Source organism: Pedobacter suwonensis, assembly GCF_007833675.1.
Classification (GTDB): domain Bacteria; phylum Bacteroidota; class Bacteroidia; order Sphingobacteriales; family Sphingobacteriaceae; genus Pedobacter; species Pedobacter suwonensis.
This window is the reverse complement of the sequence record NZ_CP031708.1, coordinates 835,756-855,283: the sequence shown is the minus strand read 5'-3', so window position 1 is coordinate 855,283 and position 19,528 is coordinate 835,756. Positions and strand designations below refer to the sequence as shown.

General features: G+C 41.8%; 12 protein-coding genes. 8 read left to right on the top strand and 4 right to left on the bottom strand.

Annotation, left to right across the window (positions count from 1 at the left end; genetic code table 11):
* The first annotated feature begins 514 nt into the window (after positions 1 to 514).
* Entirely contained in the window at positions 515 to 877 is a 363-nt protein-coding gene (locus DV942_RS03415; protein ID WP_145855288.1) for a response regulator transcription factor, read from the top strand.
* 219 nt (positions 878 to 1,096) lie between these two features.
* Positions 1,097 to 2,182 carry a PAS domain-containing sensor histidine kinase gene (locus DV942_RS03410; protein ID WP_145855285.1) on the top strand — a complete coding sequence of 362 codons (1,086 nt, stop codon included), beginning with the start codon at positions 1,097 to 1,099 and terminating at the stop codon, positions 2,180 to 2,182.
* A 241-nt stretch (positions 2,183 to 2,423) separates the two neighbouring features.
* Here DV942_RS03410 and DV942_RS03405 read toward each other — a convergent pair whose 3' ends face one another.
* Together DV942_RS03405 and DV942_RS03400 are read right to left on the bottom strand one after the other, a co-directional pair.
* Positions 2,424 to 2,870: a hypothetical protein gene (locus tag DV942_RS03405; protein ID WP_145855283.1), complete on the bottom strand. Its 447-nt coding sequence runs from the start codon at positions 2,868 to 2,870 to the stop codon at positions 2,424 to 2,426.
* Between the two features lie 146 nt (positions 2,871 to 3,016).
* The gene (locus DV942_RS03400; RefSeq protein ID WP_145855280.1) at positions 3,017 to 4,354 is read right to left on the bottom strand and encodes a gliding motility protein GldB-related protein; all 1,338 of its coding nucleotides are present in this window, start codon (positions 4,352 to 4,354) and stop codon (positions 3,017 to 3,019) included.
* 243 nt (positions 4,355 to 4,597) lie between these two features.
* Here DV942_RS03400 and DV942_RS03395 point away from each other — a divergent pair, with 243 nt between their 5' ends.
* Together DV942_RS03395 and DV942_RS03390 are read left to right on the top strand one after the other, a co-directional pair.
* Positions 4,598 to 5,788 carry an aspartyl protease family protein gene (locus tag DV942_RS03395; RefSeq protein ID WP_145855278.1) on the top strand — a complete coding sequence of 397 codons (1,191 nt, stop codon included), beginning with the start codon at positions 4,598 to 4,600 and terminating at the stop codon, positions 5,786 to 5,788.
* A gap of 264 nt (positions 5,789 to 6,052) precedes the next feature.
* Entirely contained in the window at positions 6,053 to 7,582 is a 1,530-nt protein-coding gene (locus DV942_RS03390; protein ID WP_145855275.1) for a DEAD/DEAH box helicase, read from the top strand.
* A gap of 408 nt (positions 7,583 to 7,990) precedes the next feature.
* Here the strand turns inward: DV942_RS03390 and DV942_RS03385 are convergent, their stop codons facing one another.
* On the bottom strand, positions 7,991 to 9,265 hold the full coding sequence (locus DV942_RS03385; RefSeq protein WP_145855273.1) for a PepSY-associated TM helix domain-containing protein: 1,275 nt from the start codon (positions 9,263 to 9,265) through the stop codon (positions 7,991 to 7,993).
* Between the two features lie 27 nt (positions 9,266 to 9,292).
* Positions 9,293 to 11,782 carry a TonB-dependent receptor gene (locus DV942_RS03380; protein WP_145855271.1) on the bottom strand — a complete coding sequence of 830 codons (2,490 nt, stop codon included), beginning with the start codon at positions 11,780 to 11,782 and terminating at the stop codon, positions 9,293 to 9,295.
* Between the two features lie 421 nt (positions 11,783 to 12,203).
* On the opposite strand from DV942_RS03380, the gene DV942_RS03375 reads away from it, so the two are divergent.
* Genes DV942_RS03375 through DV942_RS03360 form a run of 4 tightly spaced genes read left to right on the top strand, consistent with a single transcriptional unit; the run spans position 12,204 to position 19,366 of the window.
* Positions 12,204 to 14,378: an alpha-galactosidase gene (locus tag DV942_RS03375; protein ID WP_244950818.1), complete on the top strand. Its 2,175-nt coding sequence runs from the start codon at positions 12,204 to 12,206 to the stop codon at positions 14,376 to 14,378.
* A gap of 4 nt (positions 14,379 to 14,382) precedes the next feature.
* Positions 14,383 to 16,383, top strand: coding sequence for a glycoside hydrolase family 97 protein (locus DV942_RS03370; RefSeq protein ID WP_090985460.1), 2,001 nt, complete (start codon positions 14,383 to 14,385; stop codon positions 16,381 to 16,383).
* 5 nt (positions 16,384 to 16,388) lie between these two features.
* Entirely contained in the window at positions 16,389 to 18,179 is a 1,791-nt protein-coding gene (locus DV942_RS03365; protein WP_090985462.1) for a glycoside hydrolase family 2 protein, read from the top strand.
* 5 nt (positions 18,180 to 18,184) lie between these two features.
* Positions 18,185 to 19,366, top strand: a complete 1,182-nt coding sequence (locus DV942_RS03360; protein ID WP_090985465.1) for a glycoside hydrolase family 88 protein — start codon at positions 18,185 to 18,187, stop codon at positions 19,364 to 19,366.
* Positions 19,367 to 19,528: the final 162 nt, after the last annotated feature.

Genomic DNA, 19,528 nt, shown 5'->3' with positions numbered 1-19,528 from the left:
GAAATACAAATTAACATATATTTATTGATCTTTTAACTGCCTATTGTATCATACCCGACGTTCGGCTTTACGGGACTTGCCATCCCAGCAGATGCAGATGATGCCCCTGCAAGCATTATACAAAAATATATTAAGTTGGTTTGGTACTAACTGATCATTTTTTTAAGATCTACCGTTCGCTCAACCTGCTCAACAAGGAATTGATACGCTGGAAGCACTGGAAGAAATGAGCTACCGGTTTGTTGTTGACAGTTGGATAAGCTTGCGGGAAATCTTAACAGACTGGTCGCACAATTCATCAGATACCCGGCAGATTTGAAGTAATGTCAATAAGGAGCAACAGTGGACCGGGAAGGCGGCAGCTCTGTTAAAAACATACACTGAAAGGATTCTCAACAGATTGGTAGAAAATCAAAACTTTCAACGCTGTTATACGTTAACAAACGCAGATACTACTATCGCCATCGAAAATCGATCGCTGTGACCGTATTGGAATCACTTAAAATCGATACCGATGGAAAAACACATACTCATCATTGAAGATGATCAAGAAATCAGTGAATTATTTCAAATGATCTTTGAAACGGTAGGTTATCATACTACTGTACTAAACATTGCACCTAATCCCGAATTTATCGATAAGGGAGGCTTTCATTTGATTGTAATGGATATCAGGCTCATCGGATCACGATATAATGGTAATGAATTATGCAGATTGTTCAAATCGAGCTATCCTAACAATAAAACACCTGTTTTATTGATGTCGGCTGAGTCTAACGGAGATATTTTAGCGCAGGAATGCGGAGCAGACGGCTTTATGGGTAAACCTTTTGATGTTGATAATCTGCTGACACGTGCTTTTGAAATGATGGCTTAGCGTTTATGGTTTTACAACGAGTTATGATCGCCCTGTAAAACCGGTCTTTTATTGAGCCAATCAGTTACCTGAAGGTCAACGTTAAGAAACATCGCAGCATCATTTCTTTATACAGATCAATACAATAAAATTAATCAAGATATATCATTTCACATACACCGCTGTGGAAATTCACATTATTTATGTTAATTTTGCTAAAAATATTCGCAAAGAGATCGTATGAGTTCGAAACTTCCTAACGCTGATCAAACATTTAATATCTCTGACGAGCATCTTGATATTGCACTTGAACAGGTTTCCATGGGTTTTTGGAGAGTCAACCTGGTTAACAGCAACTTTATGGCCTGCACCCCGCAGTGCAAAAAGAATTTTGGCTGGGATCCGTCCAAAGCATTTAGTTATGCTGACATGCTAAGTTGTATACTTCCTGAAGATCTGCCGGAAATGCAGGCCAAGGTTTCAGCTGCGATAGAACATCAACAGCTTTACAAGGCTCAGTACCGGGTAAAACATCCGGATGGCAGTATTCACTGGATAGACGCAAATGGTAAAGTGTTGTACAAAAACGGCATCCCCTATGAACTATTGGGAATAACGCTGGACATTACCGAAAAGAAAGATTTAGAAGTACTGCGTGATGAACTTTTGAATGTGGCCATGCATGAACTGAAAACGCCACTGTCGGCTGTAATAGCATCCTTACAATTGCTTGAGCGGATGTTGCAGCCGCGGAGTGAGGAAAAAGCCCTGAATATTGTAACCAGGGCGCTGGGATCAACCGAAAGGATTAATCGTCTTTTAGGCGAGATGGCCTTACCGGTAAATGCAAAGTTAAAAGAAATCAGCCTGGCAAAAACGACGTTTGATATTCGCAGACTTGCCGATGAGATTGCAGACAATGCCAGGGTTATTCATGCCCATGCGAAGATCGAAGTGCGGGCAGATGCGGGTGAAATTTTGGTACATGGCGATCGTCATCGGATTGCCCAGGTCATCACCAATCTGATCAACAATGGAATCAAGTATTCTGAAAATGATCCAAATCTCGAAATTACCATTACATCAGATCATGATCAGGTCAACTTCAGCGTCAGGGATTATGGAATCGGGATAGCGCCGGGAGATCGTAAGAAAATATTTCAAAAATTTTACAGGGCCAATACGAAGTTGCAGGTGGATGGCCTGGGAATAGGATTGTATCTGTGTGCAGAGGTGATTCTTCGCCATGGGGGCAGCATTCAGGTTGCAGATATCGAGCAGACGGGCACAACGGTTATATTCTCTATACCAACAGGCAATATTTAACAGCACTTTTAGGGCTGTCTACCTTATTATAATATCCTTGAAAGATAGCCAACTAAATTTCACATTTCAGGAGATAGGTAAGTTAACGTAAACACTAATACAACTGAACATCACGAGCGGAACTCGTACTGAACTTAGCATGAGTTAATATTTGACATTTACTTTGCTTTCTCTTCATGATTGTTTTCGAACATGATTGATCTCTAATGATTAAAGGATAAGCAGATCAGTTCTCGACTTATTACTGATCAAACTCAAAATCCATTTCTTTTCCGGATATAAGGTTATACACTACATTCCCATTTTTAATAATATAAAAAATATCCATCTGCCCTCGTTTATACCGGATATACGCAACAAGGTTTTTGTTTTGTCCATCGAAAGAATTAGTACCCCCTCCATCTTTTTTATTTGGCAGATCTAAATCGCGGTAAACATAAACGGAATAGAAATCATAGTCTGGTAAAATCGCAGAATCGATTTTCCTGCTGACTTTATCCCCAAGCAGTGCATAGGTTGATTTTTTATAGAAAAAGTTTCCCCTGATATAAAAATAGTCAATGCGATTGTTATTCGTTCCTGATTTAAATTGTTGAACATCTGGACTTAAGGGCTTGAGTTTAAAATCTTGTTGTTTACGGTTGTTGCAGGCAGTGAGTACCAAAAGTAAAATAATCAAATGTTTCATGGTCCGTTTAATTCGTTATTGGTCTTTACAATCCTGCCCTGGTCTCAGGTAATATTACTGAACAATATCTTTCTCTTGTAAACCTTTATCTCCGGTTTTAAAAATGAGGATTGACGCGTTATTGATGACAGAGCAAGCTTTACAGCTTATCGAAATTTTAAATCATATTCACTTTTGTCCAAAAAGACAAGCGGATTATCGGTCTCAATCATTTCTTTAATGGCCATCTTTTTATCGGCAGACTTGTGATAAAAAGATTCCGCTATTTTATATCCGATCCTATAGCCCAGATCGCCAGGCCTGTTCTTGCTACTTGCCGCATTGAATAACCAATTCTGGAGATTTTTGGTGCAGAGTTCGCTCTTCATTTCCTGCCACAGTTCCTTTTCGTGTGCAGTTGCATACAGCGAAGCGCGGCTACCGGTTTCCTGGTTTCTCTTCATAATCAACACCTCAGAAATAAAACTGGCAACACCCTCTTTAATCACATTCTCAAGTAAAACACACTCACAGGCTGTCGGATTCATTTTTCGCTGTTGGGTATGGATATATTCGTGGGCAATGGTCTCCCTTACAAAATTTAAAACGTCTGCCTGATCTGATCGTGCTAATATATCTGATCTTAAATTTTCATTGGTGATTTCTGAAACATCACAATTCTTATCCCCTGCGATCATCTCCAGCCCTATTAAAACATAATTGTTGGAAATGGTCCCTCCAGAAGACATTGGTCCGATAGTGATGGCTATCCTGGCCTCCTTTCCATTGGGATATAGCGAACGGGTCTGCCTGATGATATCCGATAAGCGTTCCGAATCTGAAAATAACAGGGTGTTTTGACGTACGCTTTCATAAAACTTTTTATATTTTTTAATCCTGTCAGTATAAAATTCGGGCGAAAAATACCTGACTTTTGCAAATTCCTTCAAACCGTTTGTAGCCCGATCAAGATATTTACTTTGAATAATATTAACGCTGTCGCTATAGGTTTTAGCAGCTTTTAAGGCATCGAATGCTTCCCAGAAGTGCTTGATGTCAATAGTTGAAACATCTTTTGCATTTTCGGGTTCAAGGGCTTTAGCAATTTTTCTTCTCCGCTCCAGCACACTTTTACTTAGCCGGGCCAAATTCATACTGATCACCCCATCTGGTGAAGGTTTTGGAGAGACTGATTTGATGTTGATTTTATAAAGTCCGCCTTTTTCGGGTTCATACTCCAATTTGTCGGTTCCTTTATTTCCGTCGGCAAGATCTGTTGATAAGATTTTTTCACCAGCTTCATCATAGAGATTAATTTCAATATCAATATTTTCCTGATAAACCTTAATCAGATAAACTTCACCCTTCTTAAGCTGTACATTATAGTTTAATTCATTTTTGCCACTAAATGCAGTCTTTTTATCATTCTGCTTAAAATCAATAAAATTCTGAGCATAGGAAACAGCGTGCAGTAAAATAAATAGAACGGTAAATAATTTAAACATATTTTTATTTTAATAGACACTTTAAAATGTATATCGTTGCAATATTTTAAAAATTACCCGTAGAAATTACTTCGGTAATATGCTTCATCGTTCAATTTAAAATTTATTTATTTTAACATTAATTAAATAATTTACTCTGCTGAGTTCAGCTATAAATTACTTTTTCAATATTATAAATAAAATGATTTATTTATATAAATTACGCAAAACTGATCTTCTACAATTCACTTAAACTCCCTGAAAATGCCGTCGAAATTTAATGCAGCCCTTATTTTTTCTCTCCTGTTCAATTTAGTGCATTCAGTAACTTTTTCACAGATTATACTTCCTTTTGAATTATATGATAATAAAAGTATTATGATCAAACTGCCCGCATTGAACGGCAAGGATTCGTTAACTTTCTTTTTTGATACAGGTGCCTCGACCATTTTACTCGATAGCCATGTAGCCGAAAAATTTAATATTAAGGCAGATCTTCACCAGGAGATCCGCGGGGCAGGGGGCATTAAGATGTACCGCTATACTATGGGACAAAAAATTTTTCTAAATGAATCAGTAAGTATTGATCATTTAAATTTTGTTCTTGATGATCTTTCCAGACTTAATGCAACGGTTGGTAGAAAGTTTGATGGTATTATTGGGAATGATATCCTGAGCAATTATTTAACTGTCGTAAATATTACAAAAAGACAAATATTGCTGTATCCTTTTAAAACACAATTGAACACGGCTGATTATAAGGCCATAGAATTTGTTCTGGATGATGGAATACCTATCCCACGTTTTGGCATTGATGTACATTTATTGAATGGGGAAAAGCTTTCCGGAGATATATTGTTTGATAGTGGCGCGGGCCTGGCACTGCTTTTTAATACCCCTTTCCAGCAACAACATGATTTATTAACAAAAATAGGCAAAACTGTTTCAAGTACGCAGAACAGTTTAACCACCAAAAGTACCACTACACTTGCAGCCATTGCTTCTCTTTCTATTGGTCCATATATTTTCAAAGGGAAACTGCCTGTAAGTATATCGTCAGACGGGGAGGGGGTGAGTGCTTCTAAAAAGTACCTGGGTATATTGGGCAGCCAGATTATACACCGTTTTGATTTTATTTTGGACTATAGTGCCAGAAAACTCTACCTGAAACCAAATTTTTTATATCAACAGGATTTTACTACCGCTGTTGCGCCGTTTAAAATTATTCTGCAGGGAGGGAAGGTGATGATAGACGAAATCATAGAGCAATCTGCAGCCTACCGTTGCGGCCTTCGGAAGGGCCAGGTAATTACTGCAATCAATAAATTGGAATCCAAAAATTTAAAGGAATATCGGAAAATGCTGTTGGATGAAAATAAAGAGCTTGAAGTAAACTATATTGACAATGACAGGCAAGCCAAAAAATGCGTATTTAAGATAGAGAAATTATTATAAAGATTCTTATCCGAATGAGTTCCAGATGAAGATATCGGATTGAGCGCAAATTTTGCTGCTATCTGTTATGCAAAGGTTATCCGCTCTATCCGGCATGGCCCCCAATAAGCCAGCTACCGGAAACTTTACCGCTGGTTTGGATAAGATTCCAGGTCATTGCCGAAATAAGATGTGAGGTTATGCTGAAAATGCTTCCGCGATAAAGGTTTTCGAAAAGGCAGGCTTGTCTTAAAACTTTCAGCCGGTTTCAATGGTTGTAACACCATGCAGATTTTATCCTCAACCGCTGCGCATGGGTCAGCAACAAAATTATATCCCTATCAGCAGTATGCGATAGAAACCCTGTTTGAAAAAATGCAGTCAGGCACTGAGCAGCTACGTTTGCTCTTCCAGTTGCCTACAGGCGGCGGTAAAACGGTTATCTTTTCTGAAATTGCCAATCGTTTTATAAACCAATACGGAAAAAAGGTGATTGTGCTTACACACCGGCAAGAGTTATGCAAACAGACTTCGCTTGCCATGAAAAATGCTGGTGTTTTTAATAAAGTAGTCGATAGCAAAGTTAAACGGATAGCCAAAAAAGATTATTATCACTGTTATGTAGCCATGGTCGAAACCCTTAAACACCGGATCGATGATGGTCTGATTGATACTAAAGGGGTAGGTCTCGTAATTGTTGATGAGGCCCATCACAATTCCTTCCATAAACTGCTTAAAAAATTTCCGTTCGCCAGGATAATAGGGGTTACAGCCACACCTTTTTCGGCAGATGCAGCGCTGCCGATGAAGAGCTTTTACACTGAGCTGGTGCTTGGAGAGCAGATCAATTCGCTGATCGAAAAGGGATTTCTGGCAAAACCAAAGAGTTTTGCTTATGAAGTAGAACTCAACACGCTGAACAGGGGTATACATGGCGATTTCACGGTGAGCAGCTCTGATGAGCTATATTCATCGAAAGTAATGCTCGATCTTCTGGTTCATGCCTACGGGGAACATGCCCTTGGGAAAAAGACGTTAATTTTCAACAACGGCATATTTACCTCCCGGAAGGTATTGGAAGTTTTTGAGCAGGCAGGTTATCCCATCCGACATTTGGATAACCATACCGAAAATGCAGAAAGGATTGAAATATTAAAATGGTTTAAAAAGACAAAAGGTGCGATATTAACATCGGTATCTATATTAACTACTGGTTTTGACGAACCGTCTGTGCAGTCGGTTATCCTGAACCGTGCTACCACCTCACTTACGCTTTATCACCAGATGATCGGCAGGGGAGCAAGACGTTTGTCCGGTAAAAAGACTTTTAATATTATCGACTTGGGCAATAATGCAGAAAGGTTTGGAGAATGGGATGCTCCGGTGGATTGGCAGCATGTATTCGAAAACCCCGAAATCTATCACCAGATCCTGGCAAAAGCCAGCGACGATATCCATCAGATGCCTGCCGAAATGAGAAACAGGTTTCCCAATAGTACGGAGATTGCATTCGACGTGCTTGCCGCCTATCAAGCCGCCATGGATAAAGGGGAAAAATCAAAAACCGTGCTCCGCAATTCCATCAGGCAACATGCGTTGATGTGCACAGACAATGCTGACACGGTGAGCAAGGCATTTGAATTGGTAACCGAACTCAAGAAAGAAATCGACTGGAGGATAAAACAATACGCCAAATGCCTGGGTTCGGTAACCAAAAACTATATCAAATGGTTGGGCAGCGACTACCGGAGCCGTTTGCATGGCCTGATCGAGAAAATAATGTCGAGGCGGGCGGCAATGCGCACAGCGGTTTAGTCTGTACATGATTAAATGTTTTAAACGATGAAAATTATCATTGCTTGTTTGTTTTTAAGTCTACCCGGCCTAACATTTGGCCAAACAGGCAAATGCTACAAGGGCACCATCAATCACAAAATAAAAGTCACCTTCTATTTGGAAGGATTAAATGAAGTGTTTATTAATGGTAAACATGCGCTGTGTTCATGATGATGTTGCACACAGAAAGGCTGTTTGTACATGCCTGCCCTTTTACTCGGACGACTGTTGTTGAAATAAGCTCAATTTGGCTTGTTGCTGTTCGTAACAGGCTTGATTTAGCCTAAATGAGGTCAAAATTATTGCTGTCGCTTTAAAGCGTTAAGTTTTAAGTATGGATTTGTCTAAAAAACGAAGCCCCGGCTTTTCAAATCCGGGGCTTCCTATTTATATTTTCGCAAGTAGTTGTTCCGCTGGTCCCTGATGGATGTCGTTAGGCTGTTTCACCACAATTTTCCCAGGTTTCTTTTTCTTAAACTTCCGGCCATACCATACCAGGAATCCGGTAATCGGTAAACTGGCGCCGATGAGTGAGGCCAGAAAGGCCAGCACTTTGCCAGGGAAGCCTAAAATACTGCCTACATGGATATCGTAATTCATCTTTCTCAGTTTCTGTCCAAAAGAGGCTTGCGCATAAGTTATAGAATAGGCATCTTCCCGCTTCAATTCGTTCAGGCTATGCTGGTCAAACGTGTAACCTTGGCTATTGTAAAACTGTCCTGTATTTGGGTACACGGTAATGTTGATGGCAGCCTTTGCATCTGTTGTATCTGCAAAATTATAATAGAATCCCATAGATTTAGGGTGTCGTGTGATCACCTGCTTCCAGGCCATGTCCATCGCTTTTTCCGGTGTATAGCCTTTTCCTTTTAGCGTAGAGTCTGAATCCAGGCGTTTATATTCTGCCAGCTTATCGCCGCCGGAAGTGACCCAATAGATGCCCTCACTATACCATTTAATGCCGTATACCATTCCGGTAAGGGCTATGGCCAGCAGAAACAACAAAGCATAAAAGCCGAGTACGTTGTGCAGGTCGAGGTTTACCCTTTTAAAAGAGGCACCCCATTTGATTTTAAAACTTTTATCACGCGTGGACTGATTCCATTTTTTAGGATACCACCAGATCAGCCCGGTAATCAGCAAGACAACGAAAATCAGGGTACCATAGTTCACAATTGGCCGACCTATTTTAGCAGGCATCCACAGAAAACGGTGTCCGTTTAAAATAAACCTGAAGAAATCCGATTCGCCGGGTTTATGCACTTCGGTACTGATCACTTCGCCCGTATAAGGGTTCACTTTCAGGATGGTATTGCCCGTACGGCGATCTTTCTGACCAGCATTGGCGGCCCTCAAATTTAAGTTAATGGCCCTGCCTTGCTGGTAATTGGCGTATGAAGGCACTTTCTCCGGGTAAAGCTTCGCGGCAATCTGCATCAGTTCAGATGGTTTAACCACGGGCTTATCCTGCCAGGCTACTTTTGTTTCCGGTTCCAGCAGCCCGTTAATTTCTTCATTAAACACCCAGATACAACCGGTGAGGCACACGATGAGTACAATGATGCCAGATATTAAACCTAACCACAAGTGCAGCCAATTGTTGATGCGCTTTAAAAGCGTGTCTTTTTGCTTTTTCTTTCCTTGATTTCGTGTCTTGCTCATAGTGCCTGTTTATTGGTCGGATATAGGTTATTTAAACCGGTAGGTAATACTTAATCTTGCATTGCGTGGAACCTCATAGATATAGGTATAGTACGATACGGATGTTGCCGTTTCGGTAGCCAGTTTGGTATATGATCCCTGCGTCAGCAGCCTGCGGTCCAACAGATTATTCACTAACGCGGCAATCGTTATTTTACCCTTTTCGTATGAAACGCCTGCATCAAAACGATAATAGGCAGGTAACATTAATGGAACCGAAGTAGATCCGGCATAACGATCCAATTGGATCTGGTATCCCGCACTCAATCCAAAACCGTTCAACAAAGCGCCTTGCTTCTGGTAGCGGTAAGACAACCAGCCATTGGTAATGTGTTTGGCAGAGTTAGGGGTATGCCTGCCTACCAGTTCTGGTTTAGCATCTTCACTTACGGTGGCATCTGTTAGCGCATAATTTAATACCACGTTTAATCCAGGGGTAATTTCTCCATTGATATCCAGTTCAATACCTTTCGATATGATACCACCTAATTGAATCTGGGCATTTGGATTCATCGCCAGGTGTGCCGGATCAAGATCGGCAGTTAACACATTTTTCTTCTTGATGCGGAAGGCAGCTGCGGTTACGTTCCATTTACCATCAAAGAAATCTTTTTTAAGGCCAAGTTCGATATTATTGCCACGGATCGGTTTGAAAGGGATTCCGGCATAATCCTGACCAGCAACAGGCAGAAAACTTTGGTCGTATAAAGTATAGGCACTAAAATCTTTTGCAAGGGTTACGCTCAAACCGGCCCTTGGGCTAAAAACATTATCAGATAGCTGTGTGAGATTAGTTTTACCCACGGTTACGGCATGTGTAAAACGGCCGGCTAAGGTTAAACGAACCCGTCCATCCAGCATGCGGAGCTCATCTTGCAGGTAGGCACCGGTATAGGTCAGATTAGTGGCATATACATTTGATCCCGAACGGTTCTGAATACTGCGCGAACGATCGAAGACAGGAATCTTGTCAAAAGGAATACCATAAACCGGGTTATAAATATTAAAGGTAGCATTGTTTGCCAACTGCAGATCAGGCTCCTGTTTGCTGGAAAAATCGCCCCAGGTTTTCAGGTTGCCCATATCAAGCCCTGCCAAAATACGGTGTACAATGGGGCCGGTAGTCAGGTCGCCCATCAGGCTTACCTGGATATTTTTATTAATGGCCAGTTCTTCGCTGATGTTCAGGTAGCGGCGCATATCGCCATTGGCTGCTATTTTGGATGGCCAGGGGGTACCGCCATCTAAACCATAACGCAGATAGGCCGCCTGGGCATTAATCTTCCAGTCATTATTTAAACGGTGGCTCACATAAACAGTGGCATTGTGGTCATAAAGTTTTGCAGGATCAAGCGCCGGATCGCCAAGAAAGAAACTCGGGTCTGTATCACCAAATCCTTTTGGCGAAAAACCGTAAGAACCTAACGCCTGTGCTTCCACATGCTGCGTCGTATATTCAGCAGTGATCAAGGTATTGCTATCAACCTGGTAGCTAATTACGGGAGCAATAATGTATTTATCCGTGTAGTTGTATTTGTTGTAACTATCTTTGGTTTGTGCGGCCACATTCAGGCGGAACAGTAAACGGCCGTCTCGGCTTAACTTACCGTCCAAATCGGCAGCTACGCGGCCGAGGTTGTAACCTCCGCCGGCCACGCTTACCGAACTGCGGTTTTGACCGGTAGGCTTCTTGGTTACCACATTATAAATACCTCCAGGTTCGCCGTTAGCCATCATAAAACCAGAAGGACCTTTTACAAATTCGATGCGATCGATAGTTGCTTCATCGTCAGCTAATGGTCCCCAGGGCATTTTTTGGTTCATACCGTTCCGGAAGGCCGGAATACTGGTGCCACGCATGAAAATATTGGCATATTGGGCATCCCAATGACCTACCCGTAAGGTACCGCTCACATTTCTGGTTACCCCATCAACAATATCAAATACCTGTTGGTCTGCCATTATTTTGCTGGTCACAACCTGGATATTCTGCGGTACCTCAATCAGCGGAGATTGTAAGCGCAGTGAAGGGGATACTTTATCTACTTTATATCTTTTTTTGTTCGTACTGATTTGTACCTCGTCTAATTCGGAACGGTTTTCTTTCAAAGAGAAATCCGCAATCACGGTACCACGTGCGGAAACCTGTATCTCTTTTTCCTTTGGATACAGGCCAACCGCCGAAACGACCAGGGTATAATTACCAACCGGCACACGCCTGATCTGGTAAAAGCCATCCTCGTCAGTTACCGAGCCATAACGGGTGCCTTTCAACACCACGCTGACATTGGCAGCCACACTACCATCGGCAGTAGTGATCCTTCCTCTTACCACACCGGTTTGTTCATCATTGCGGTTTTCAGCAAGGCTATCTGTAGGATTTACGCAATATCCTGTCAGTGGATTACCAGAACTGGCATGAGCTGCAAATATTCCGGTGCAGCACATCCCTAAGAATAAAATTTTCTTAAATTGCATTTACTTTTAATTAGATGTTAAAGGTATCCGGGTTAAAATCCGGTAATGCCACACGGAGTTCAGGTCCGCTGTGGCATTTTTTTTGCAAAGGTATATTTATTTAGAATAAATCCAAATAGATTTGACGTTTAGGACTAAATCGTTTAAGTCCGCTTTATAGTTTTCCCATGCCTGACAATATCGGTATGGATTGATGGTAGCAACCCGTGAGTAAAAACCTTCAGTTTCGTCTGGTCTCTTTAATGGATTATCCTAAAACTTAATTTTAATAATTAATCATATTTTTAAAAGACATAGGTGTACCCATAAGCGCCAGCGTTAAAAAAGGCGCATATTGATTACTTTGTACAAAACTGAACCATTTCCGTACAAAACTGAACCCCTCTTTATGCACAAGTAGCTAGTTTTGGAATCTCCAAATATGACAGCTATAAATTATGAGATCGGCAGGCGGGGTTTTCTGCAGCGTTTCGGTAATCTCCGACCGCAGGTGATATTGATGCCATTTTTTGCAAAGATTAAAAGCAATTTAACAGTGAGACTTTATATTTTTTCACTGCTGCTTTTGCTTTTGGTGGCCTGTTTGCCTTGCGCTGCCCAGGATGGTTGCTACAGTCGCCTGGACCAAGATACCCTGACGATCGGCAATCAATTTATTGAGCGTAAGTTTCTTTGGAACAAGGGAAATGTGATTACGCATAGCTTAAGCGACAAAAAAGGCCTAAAAGTTTGGCTTAACAAGCTTAAGAGTCCCGATTTTTACATTCAAGCTGGCAATGCACCTCGAAACGGGCATTATGAAGTGTTGACAAGGAAAGAAGATGCCATTCACATCGCCGAACAGCAAACCATTATTTCTTTTTCTATAGGTAAGCTTGATATCAGGCGGGTTTACCGGATTAATGCTCAAAGCGCTTCAATCGCCTGCGAAACCTATCTAAGAGGGCAGCTAGCCGGTATAGCAGGAGGACAAGTCATCAATGCTGCTGATCAAAAAAATATTGAATTTACAGAGGACATGAAGGTGAATGGTTATACCGCCATTTTAGATCAGTTAAAGCTAGACGGTTTCCATTGGCAGATTAAGGCGGTCGAATTTTTTGATGTAACCGACTGGAATAACAATCTTGTACAGGAGAATAAGTTTATTCCCTACAGAAAAAAAAGTTACCGGGGCAACCTGCTTTTTGCACACAACCAGGAAAAAGATGCCGGTTTTTTCTTCTTAAAGGAAGCCCCGGGGGCTGCTACGCAGCTTGCTTACGGCGGTCAGGATTTTACCACTGAATTTGGACATTTTACCATAAACGGATTGGGACTCAATGCAAGCGATGTTCGTCAGGATGAGTGGCGAAAAGCTTATACGGTGGTGTTAGGCGTTTACAGCGGCCAGGAGTTTAACCAACTACAGGCCTTACGTGGCTATCAGAAAACCATCCGTAAAAATGAGCCACAGCGAGACGAAATGGTGATGATGAATACCTGGGGTGATCGGAGCCAGGATGCTAAAGTGAATGAAAAGTTTAGCCTGCTGGAACTGGACGCTGCAGCCAAATTGGGTATCACCCATTTTCAGATCGATGACGGATGGCAGCAAGGGAAAAGTCCAAATTCTGCATTGGCCAAAGGATCTTTTAAAAACATTTGGGACAACCCCAATTATTGGAAACCTGATGCGGCAAAATATCCGAATGGACTAGGTCCGATTGTAAAAAGAGGTAAAGCACTGGGTATAGAAGTTTGCTTATGGTTTAATCCCAGTATTCAGCATGACTATGCAGACTGGGAGAAAGATGCTTCAGCAATGGCCGAACTGTACCGGCTGTACGGAATCAGGACATTTAAAATTGATGGACTCTCCATTCCCAACAAACAATCAGAAATTAATCTAACCAAAATGTTTAATAAGGTGTTGAGCGAAACAGAGAACCAGGCTGTTTTTAATCTCGATGCTACTGCGGGTCGCAGGGGCGGTTATCATCTTTTTACTGATTATGGCAATATTTTTTTGGAGAACCGCTATACCGACTGGCAAAACTACTATCCTTACTGGACACTTCGCAACTTATGGCAACTTTCTAAATATGTACCGCCAGAGAAGTTGCAGATCGAATTTCTAAACAAATGGAGAAATGCAGATAAGTATGGCAGCGATCCATTCGCGCCATCCAGCTATAATTTCGAATATCTATTTGCCATTACCATGGCCGCTCAGCCACTGGCCTGGTTTGAAGGCACGGGTTTGCCCAAAGAAGCCTTGCAACTGGGCGCATCAATTGCGAAGTATAAAAAGGTGCAGCACGATTTTCATCAGGGAACCATTTTACCGATTGGTGAGGAACCTTCGGGCAAATCATGGACGGGTTTTCAGTCGATTCATCAAGACAGGGGATATTTTATCGTGTTCAGGGAAAATACACCTGAAGGAACAGGCATACTGGAAACCTGGTTACCCGAAAAAGTTAAAATACAATTAAAGCCGCTGCTGGGTAACGGGAAGCCGGTGATTCAAACCACTGGTAGAAAAGGTGCTTTGAAAGTAACATTGCCTGCTGTAAATGATTTCGTGATGTACAGCTATACCATTTTAAAATAAACCAATGAAAAACATATTAAATCTTTTCCTTTTAACGTTCCTAAGCATTCCGGCAATCGCCCAAAAGAGGCTTGGTCTCAATTCTCCCAACGGGCGGTTGCAGGTGGATGTAAGCATTACCGATAGTATTCGTTTTCAGCTGGCGCATGATGAAGAAATTGTTCTGAATTCTGGTGCCATAGCCATGAAACTTGGCAATGGAAAAACCTTCGGCATCAAATCTCATTTGAAACAAAGCAAAACCATTACCGTTAAACAGGAAATCCCTGCCTATTTTTATAAAAGAAACCGTATCAATGATGAATATGCAGAATTGACGCTGGAATTTAAGGAAGATTACAAACTGATTTTTCGACTTTACAATGAAGGCATGGCTTACCGTTTTGTATCTACGGCTAAGCAGGATTTTATTGTGAATGAAGAACTGGCTGCTTTCCAATTCCAAAAAGATTACAAGGCCTACATTCCATATGTAAAAACTAAAGAGAAGACCATTGAGGGCCAATATTTCAATTCGTTTGAAAATACTTACACCTACAGCTCTTTGAGTAAAATGGATAAGCTGAAGCTTGCTTTTTCTCCTTTGGTGGTAGAACTGGATCACGGTAAAAAAGTGTGTCTGGCCGAAGCTGATCTGCAAAGCTACCCGGGTATGTTTCTTTTTAATCCTACCGGAAGAACTGCTCTCGAAGCCAACTTTGCACCTTATCCAAAATCTATCGTGCAGGGCGGACATAACCAGCTGCAGCAAATCGTCACCGCGCGCCAGCCTTATCTTGCTAAAAGTAAGGCAAAAACAAAATTTCCCTGGCGTATAGCCATTGTCTCCACCAGCGATAAAAATTTAGCTGACAATGATATGGTTTACAAACTGGCCGAGCCCAGCCGGTTAAAGGATATTTCATGGATAAAACCAGGCAAAGTAGCCTGGGAATGGTGGAATAATTGGGGACTGAGCAAGGTAGACTTTGTTTCAGGTGTGAATACAGAAACCTATAAGGCCTATATCGACTTTGCTGCCAAAAATAAAATTGAATATGTGATCCTGGACGAAGGCTGGGCAGTAAATCTGAAGGCGAGTTTATTTGACGTTGTACCGGAAATCAATCTGAAAGAACTGGTTGCCTATGGGAAAACCAAAAATGTAGATATTATTCTCTGGGCAGGATATTATGCCTTTGCGCGGGATCTCGAGGAGGCTTGTAAGCATTATTCCCAGCTCGGCATAAAAGGTTTTAAGATCGATTTCATGGACCGCGATGATCAGGAAATGGTTGATTTTCATTACCGGGCGGCAGAAACGGCAGCAAAATATAAGTTGATGGTTGATTTTCACGGTACCTATAAACCTACCGGGCTAAACCGTACTTTTCCGAATGTAATTAATTATGAAGCTGTGAACGGTCTGGAACAGATGAAATGGACCGGGCCAGAGATGGATATGGTTACCTATGATGTAACGATGCCTTTTATCAGGATGATTGCCGGCCCGGTAGATTACACGCAGGGTGCCATGCGTAATGCTACTAAAAGTAGCCATAGGGGAATAAATGATGAACCCATGAGTCAGGGAACCCGCTGCAGGCAACTGGCAGAATATGTGGTTTTTGAATCGCCTTTAAATATGCTTTGCGATAGTCCGGACAATTATGCGAAGGAGCAGGAATGTACCGATTTCATCAGCGCTATTCCTACGGTTTGGGACCGTACCATTGTACTTAATGGTGAGATTGGGCAATACATTACCACTGCCCGCCAAAAAGGCAACACCTGGTACCTGGGCGCTTTAACCAATTGGGAGGCACGCAAACTTGATCTTGACCTCAGCTTTCTCGGTAGCGGAGACTATGCTGCAGAAATTTACCAGGATGGAGTTAACGCCAATAAAATCGCCTCTGACTACAAAAAGCAGCGGATGGAGATTCCGTCCGATCGAAAATTATCCATTAACATGGCGCAGGGCGGTGGTTTCGCGATTAAGATTTTTAAAAAACAAACACCGTGATTTTTATGAAAGCAAGCAGAACCATTTTTAATTTGCTATTACTGTTGTGTTGCTTTTTCTTTAAGCTTTCGGCGCAGGAGACCCTGGTTAATGTATACGGCAGAACAACGCAATCCCTTAACGGTAAATGGGAAGCAATTATAGACCAATACGATCAGGGAAGGAAAAACAAAATATACCTCAATAAAAAACCAGCCGGAAAGACAGATTTTTACGAATATGCCTTTGATGGTGGTTTAAAACTGAATGTGCCTTCAGACTGGAACAGTCAATTACCCGAACTCAAATATTATGAAGGTACGGTTTGGTACGCCAGGCATTTTGATGCACCCAAAACACATCGGGAAAGGTTATTTATTTACTTTGCTGCAGTAAGTTATCGTTGTAAGGTTTACTTGAATGGAAAGGAAATTGCCGAACATGAAGGTGGTTTTACACCTTTTCAGGTGGAGATAACAGGTCTGGTGAAACCATCAGACAACTTTTTAGCCCTGGAGGTAAACAATACCCGAACTGCTGATGCCATTCCCGCCAAATCATTCGATTGGTGGAATTATGGTGGCATCACCCGCGATGTGATGCTGGTATCGACTCCGAAAATTTTTATTCAGGATTATTTTATTCAATTGGATAAAAATCATCCGGATCAGATTAATGTGAAGGTTAAAGTTGTTGATAAACAAAAAAATGTAGCGGTAAAAGTCGAGATTCCCGAACTGAATATCAGGCAAAACCTCGTTACCGATGATCAGGGGATTGCGAGCATTTCAATGGCCAATTTAAAAAAAATACAGCGCTGGTCGCCGGCATCACCCAAACTGTACCAGGTGTTGGTATCTACAAAAGAAGATCGGGCAGCAGAATGGATTGGCTTTAGAAACCTGGCGGTAAAAGGAACACAGATATACCTGAATGAGGAGCCGGTCTTTCTAAAATCGATCAGTTTTCACGAGGAAATTCCACAACGCAAAGGTAGAGCTTTCTCTGAGGCAGATGCCATGATGCTTTTGTCTGAAGCGAAAGCTTTGGGCTGCAATATGATCCGTTTGGCACATTATCCTCAAAATGAATATACGGTACGTGCAGCTGAAAAAATGGGTTTTTTGTTGTGGGAGGAGACACCAATCTGGCAAGGGATTGATTTTGAAAACCAGGAAACCAAAAAGAAAGCCGGAAAGATGATTAGCGAAATGGTGATGAGGGATAAAAACCGATGCGCCATCTCTTTCTGGGGTATGGCCAATGAAACCCAGCCATCTGCTGCGCGGAATGAATTTCTTAAATACCTGATCAAATGCACGAAAGATATCGATAGTACCCGTTTAATTACGGCTGCATTTGATCTGGTTCGGTTTAATCCGGATAAACAACGTTTCGTAATGGACGACCCTTTTATAAATGAAATAGATGTGGTAGCCATTAATAAATATATGGGCTGGTATCATCCCTGGCCGGTTGCGCCAAAAAAGGCCATTTGGGATGTGGCCAGCAACAAACCGCTGATCATTTCAGAATTTGGTGCTGAGGCTTTGTACGGTAAAACCGGTGACGCTGATGTAGCAAGTTCATGGAGCGAAGACTACCAGGCCCAGCTTTACAAGGATAACCTGGAAATGTTTAAAAATATTCCGAATCTCAATGGCATTTCGCCCTGGGTATTGTTTGATTTTCGGTCGCCATTTCGCTTTCACCCCACTTATCAGGATGGCTGGAACAGAAAAGGACTGGTTTCTGATCAGGGGTTTCGTAAAAAAGCCTGGTATGTTATTGCAGATTATTATAAAAACATCAAATAGAGTTTATGAGGAGATATTTTTTAGCGCTGTTGTTAACGGGGTTATTATGGAACAACCTTGCACATGCGCAAAATTTTAAAACCGTTGTTGATCAAGCCCTGGATTTTGCTGAACGGCAAAGCCTGTTAATGGCCAGGAAATATGAGCATCAACCAGGCGTATTACCGCGTTCGTTCGAAGCAGGGAAAAGCACCATATCTGATTCGCGCTGGTGGTGTAGCGGATTTTTTCCCGGTTCGCTATGGTATGTTTATGAGCATAGTAAAAATCCAGCGCTGTTAGCGTTTGCTAAATTGTATACGGCCAGGGTAGAACGTGAAAAATTCACCACCGATAACCACGATGTAGGTTTTATGCTGTATTGTAGTTTTGGCAACGGCTTACGTTTAACCAACGATACATCTTACAAGGCAGTTTTGCTGAAGGGCGCACAATCGCTGGCTACCCGCTATGATCCTAAAGTTGGTCTCATCAGGTCATGGGACCATAATAAAGCCATCTGGCAATATCCGGTTATTATTGATAATATCATGAATCTGGAATTGTTGTTATGGGCCAGCAAGCAATCAGTAAATGAGCAACTGAAAAAAATAGTGCTTTCGCATGCCGATAAAACGATGGAGCATCATTTCAGGCCCGATTTCAGCTCTTATCATGTGGTTTCATATAACCGGCAGACTGGTCTGCCACATAAAAAGCAAACCCACCAGGGATATGCTGATGATTCTGCATGGAGCCGTGGACAAGCCTGGGGCCTTTACGGTTATACTTATCTCTATCGCGAAACTAGAGAAAAACGCTACCTGGATCAGGCGATGCATATCGCTGATTTTCTGATCAATCATCCTAAAATGCCCAAAGACTTTATTCCTTACTGGGATTACGATGTTCCTGTACAGACTAATACGCCAAGAGATGCTTCAGCTGCCTGTATTATGGCTTCTGCATTAACCGAATTAAGCGATTTTGTAGATGCCGATACTAAAAAGAAATATATGGAAGTGGTAGAAAAGCAAATCCGGACACTCGCTTCTGATGAATACACGGCAAAGTTGGGCGAAAACGGAAATTTTATCCTGATGCACAGCACCGGAGCATTTCCCTTTAAATCAGAAGTAGATGTGCCCTTAACCTACGCAGATTATTATTATGTGGAGGCGCTGAGTCGTTTGAAGAAGAGATTGTAGGATGGGATAGTCGTCATTGCAAGAAGGCTTTTCAGCCGACGAAGCAATCTTTATAGTAAAAATCATTAGCCTGATAGATTGCTTCGTCGTTCCTCCTCGCAATGACGATTTTTAAGGATGCTGGCAATGATAGTTTCCCGGAGTTTGTGGCCAAGTAGTCAA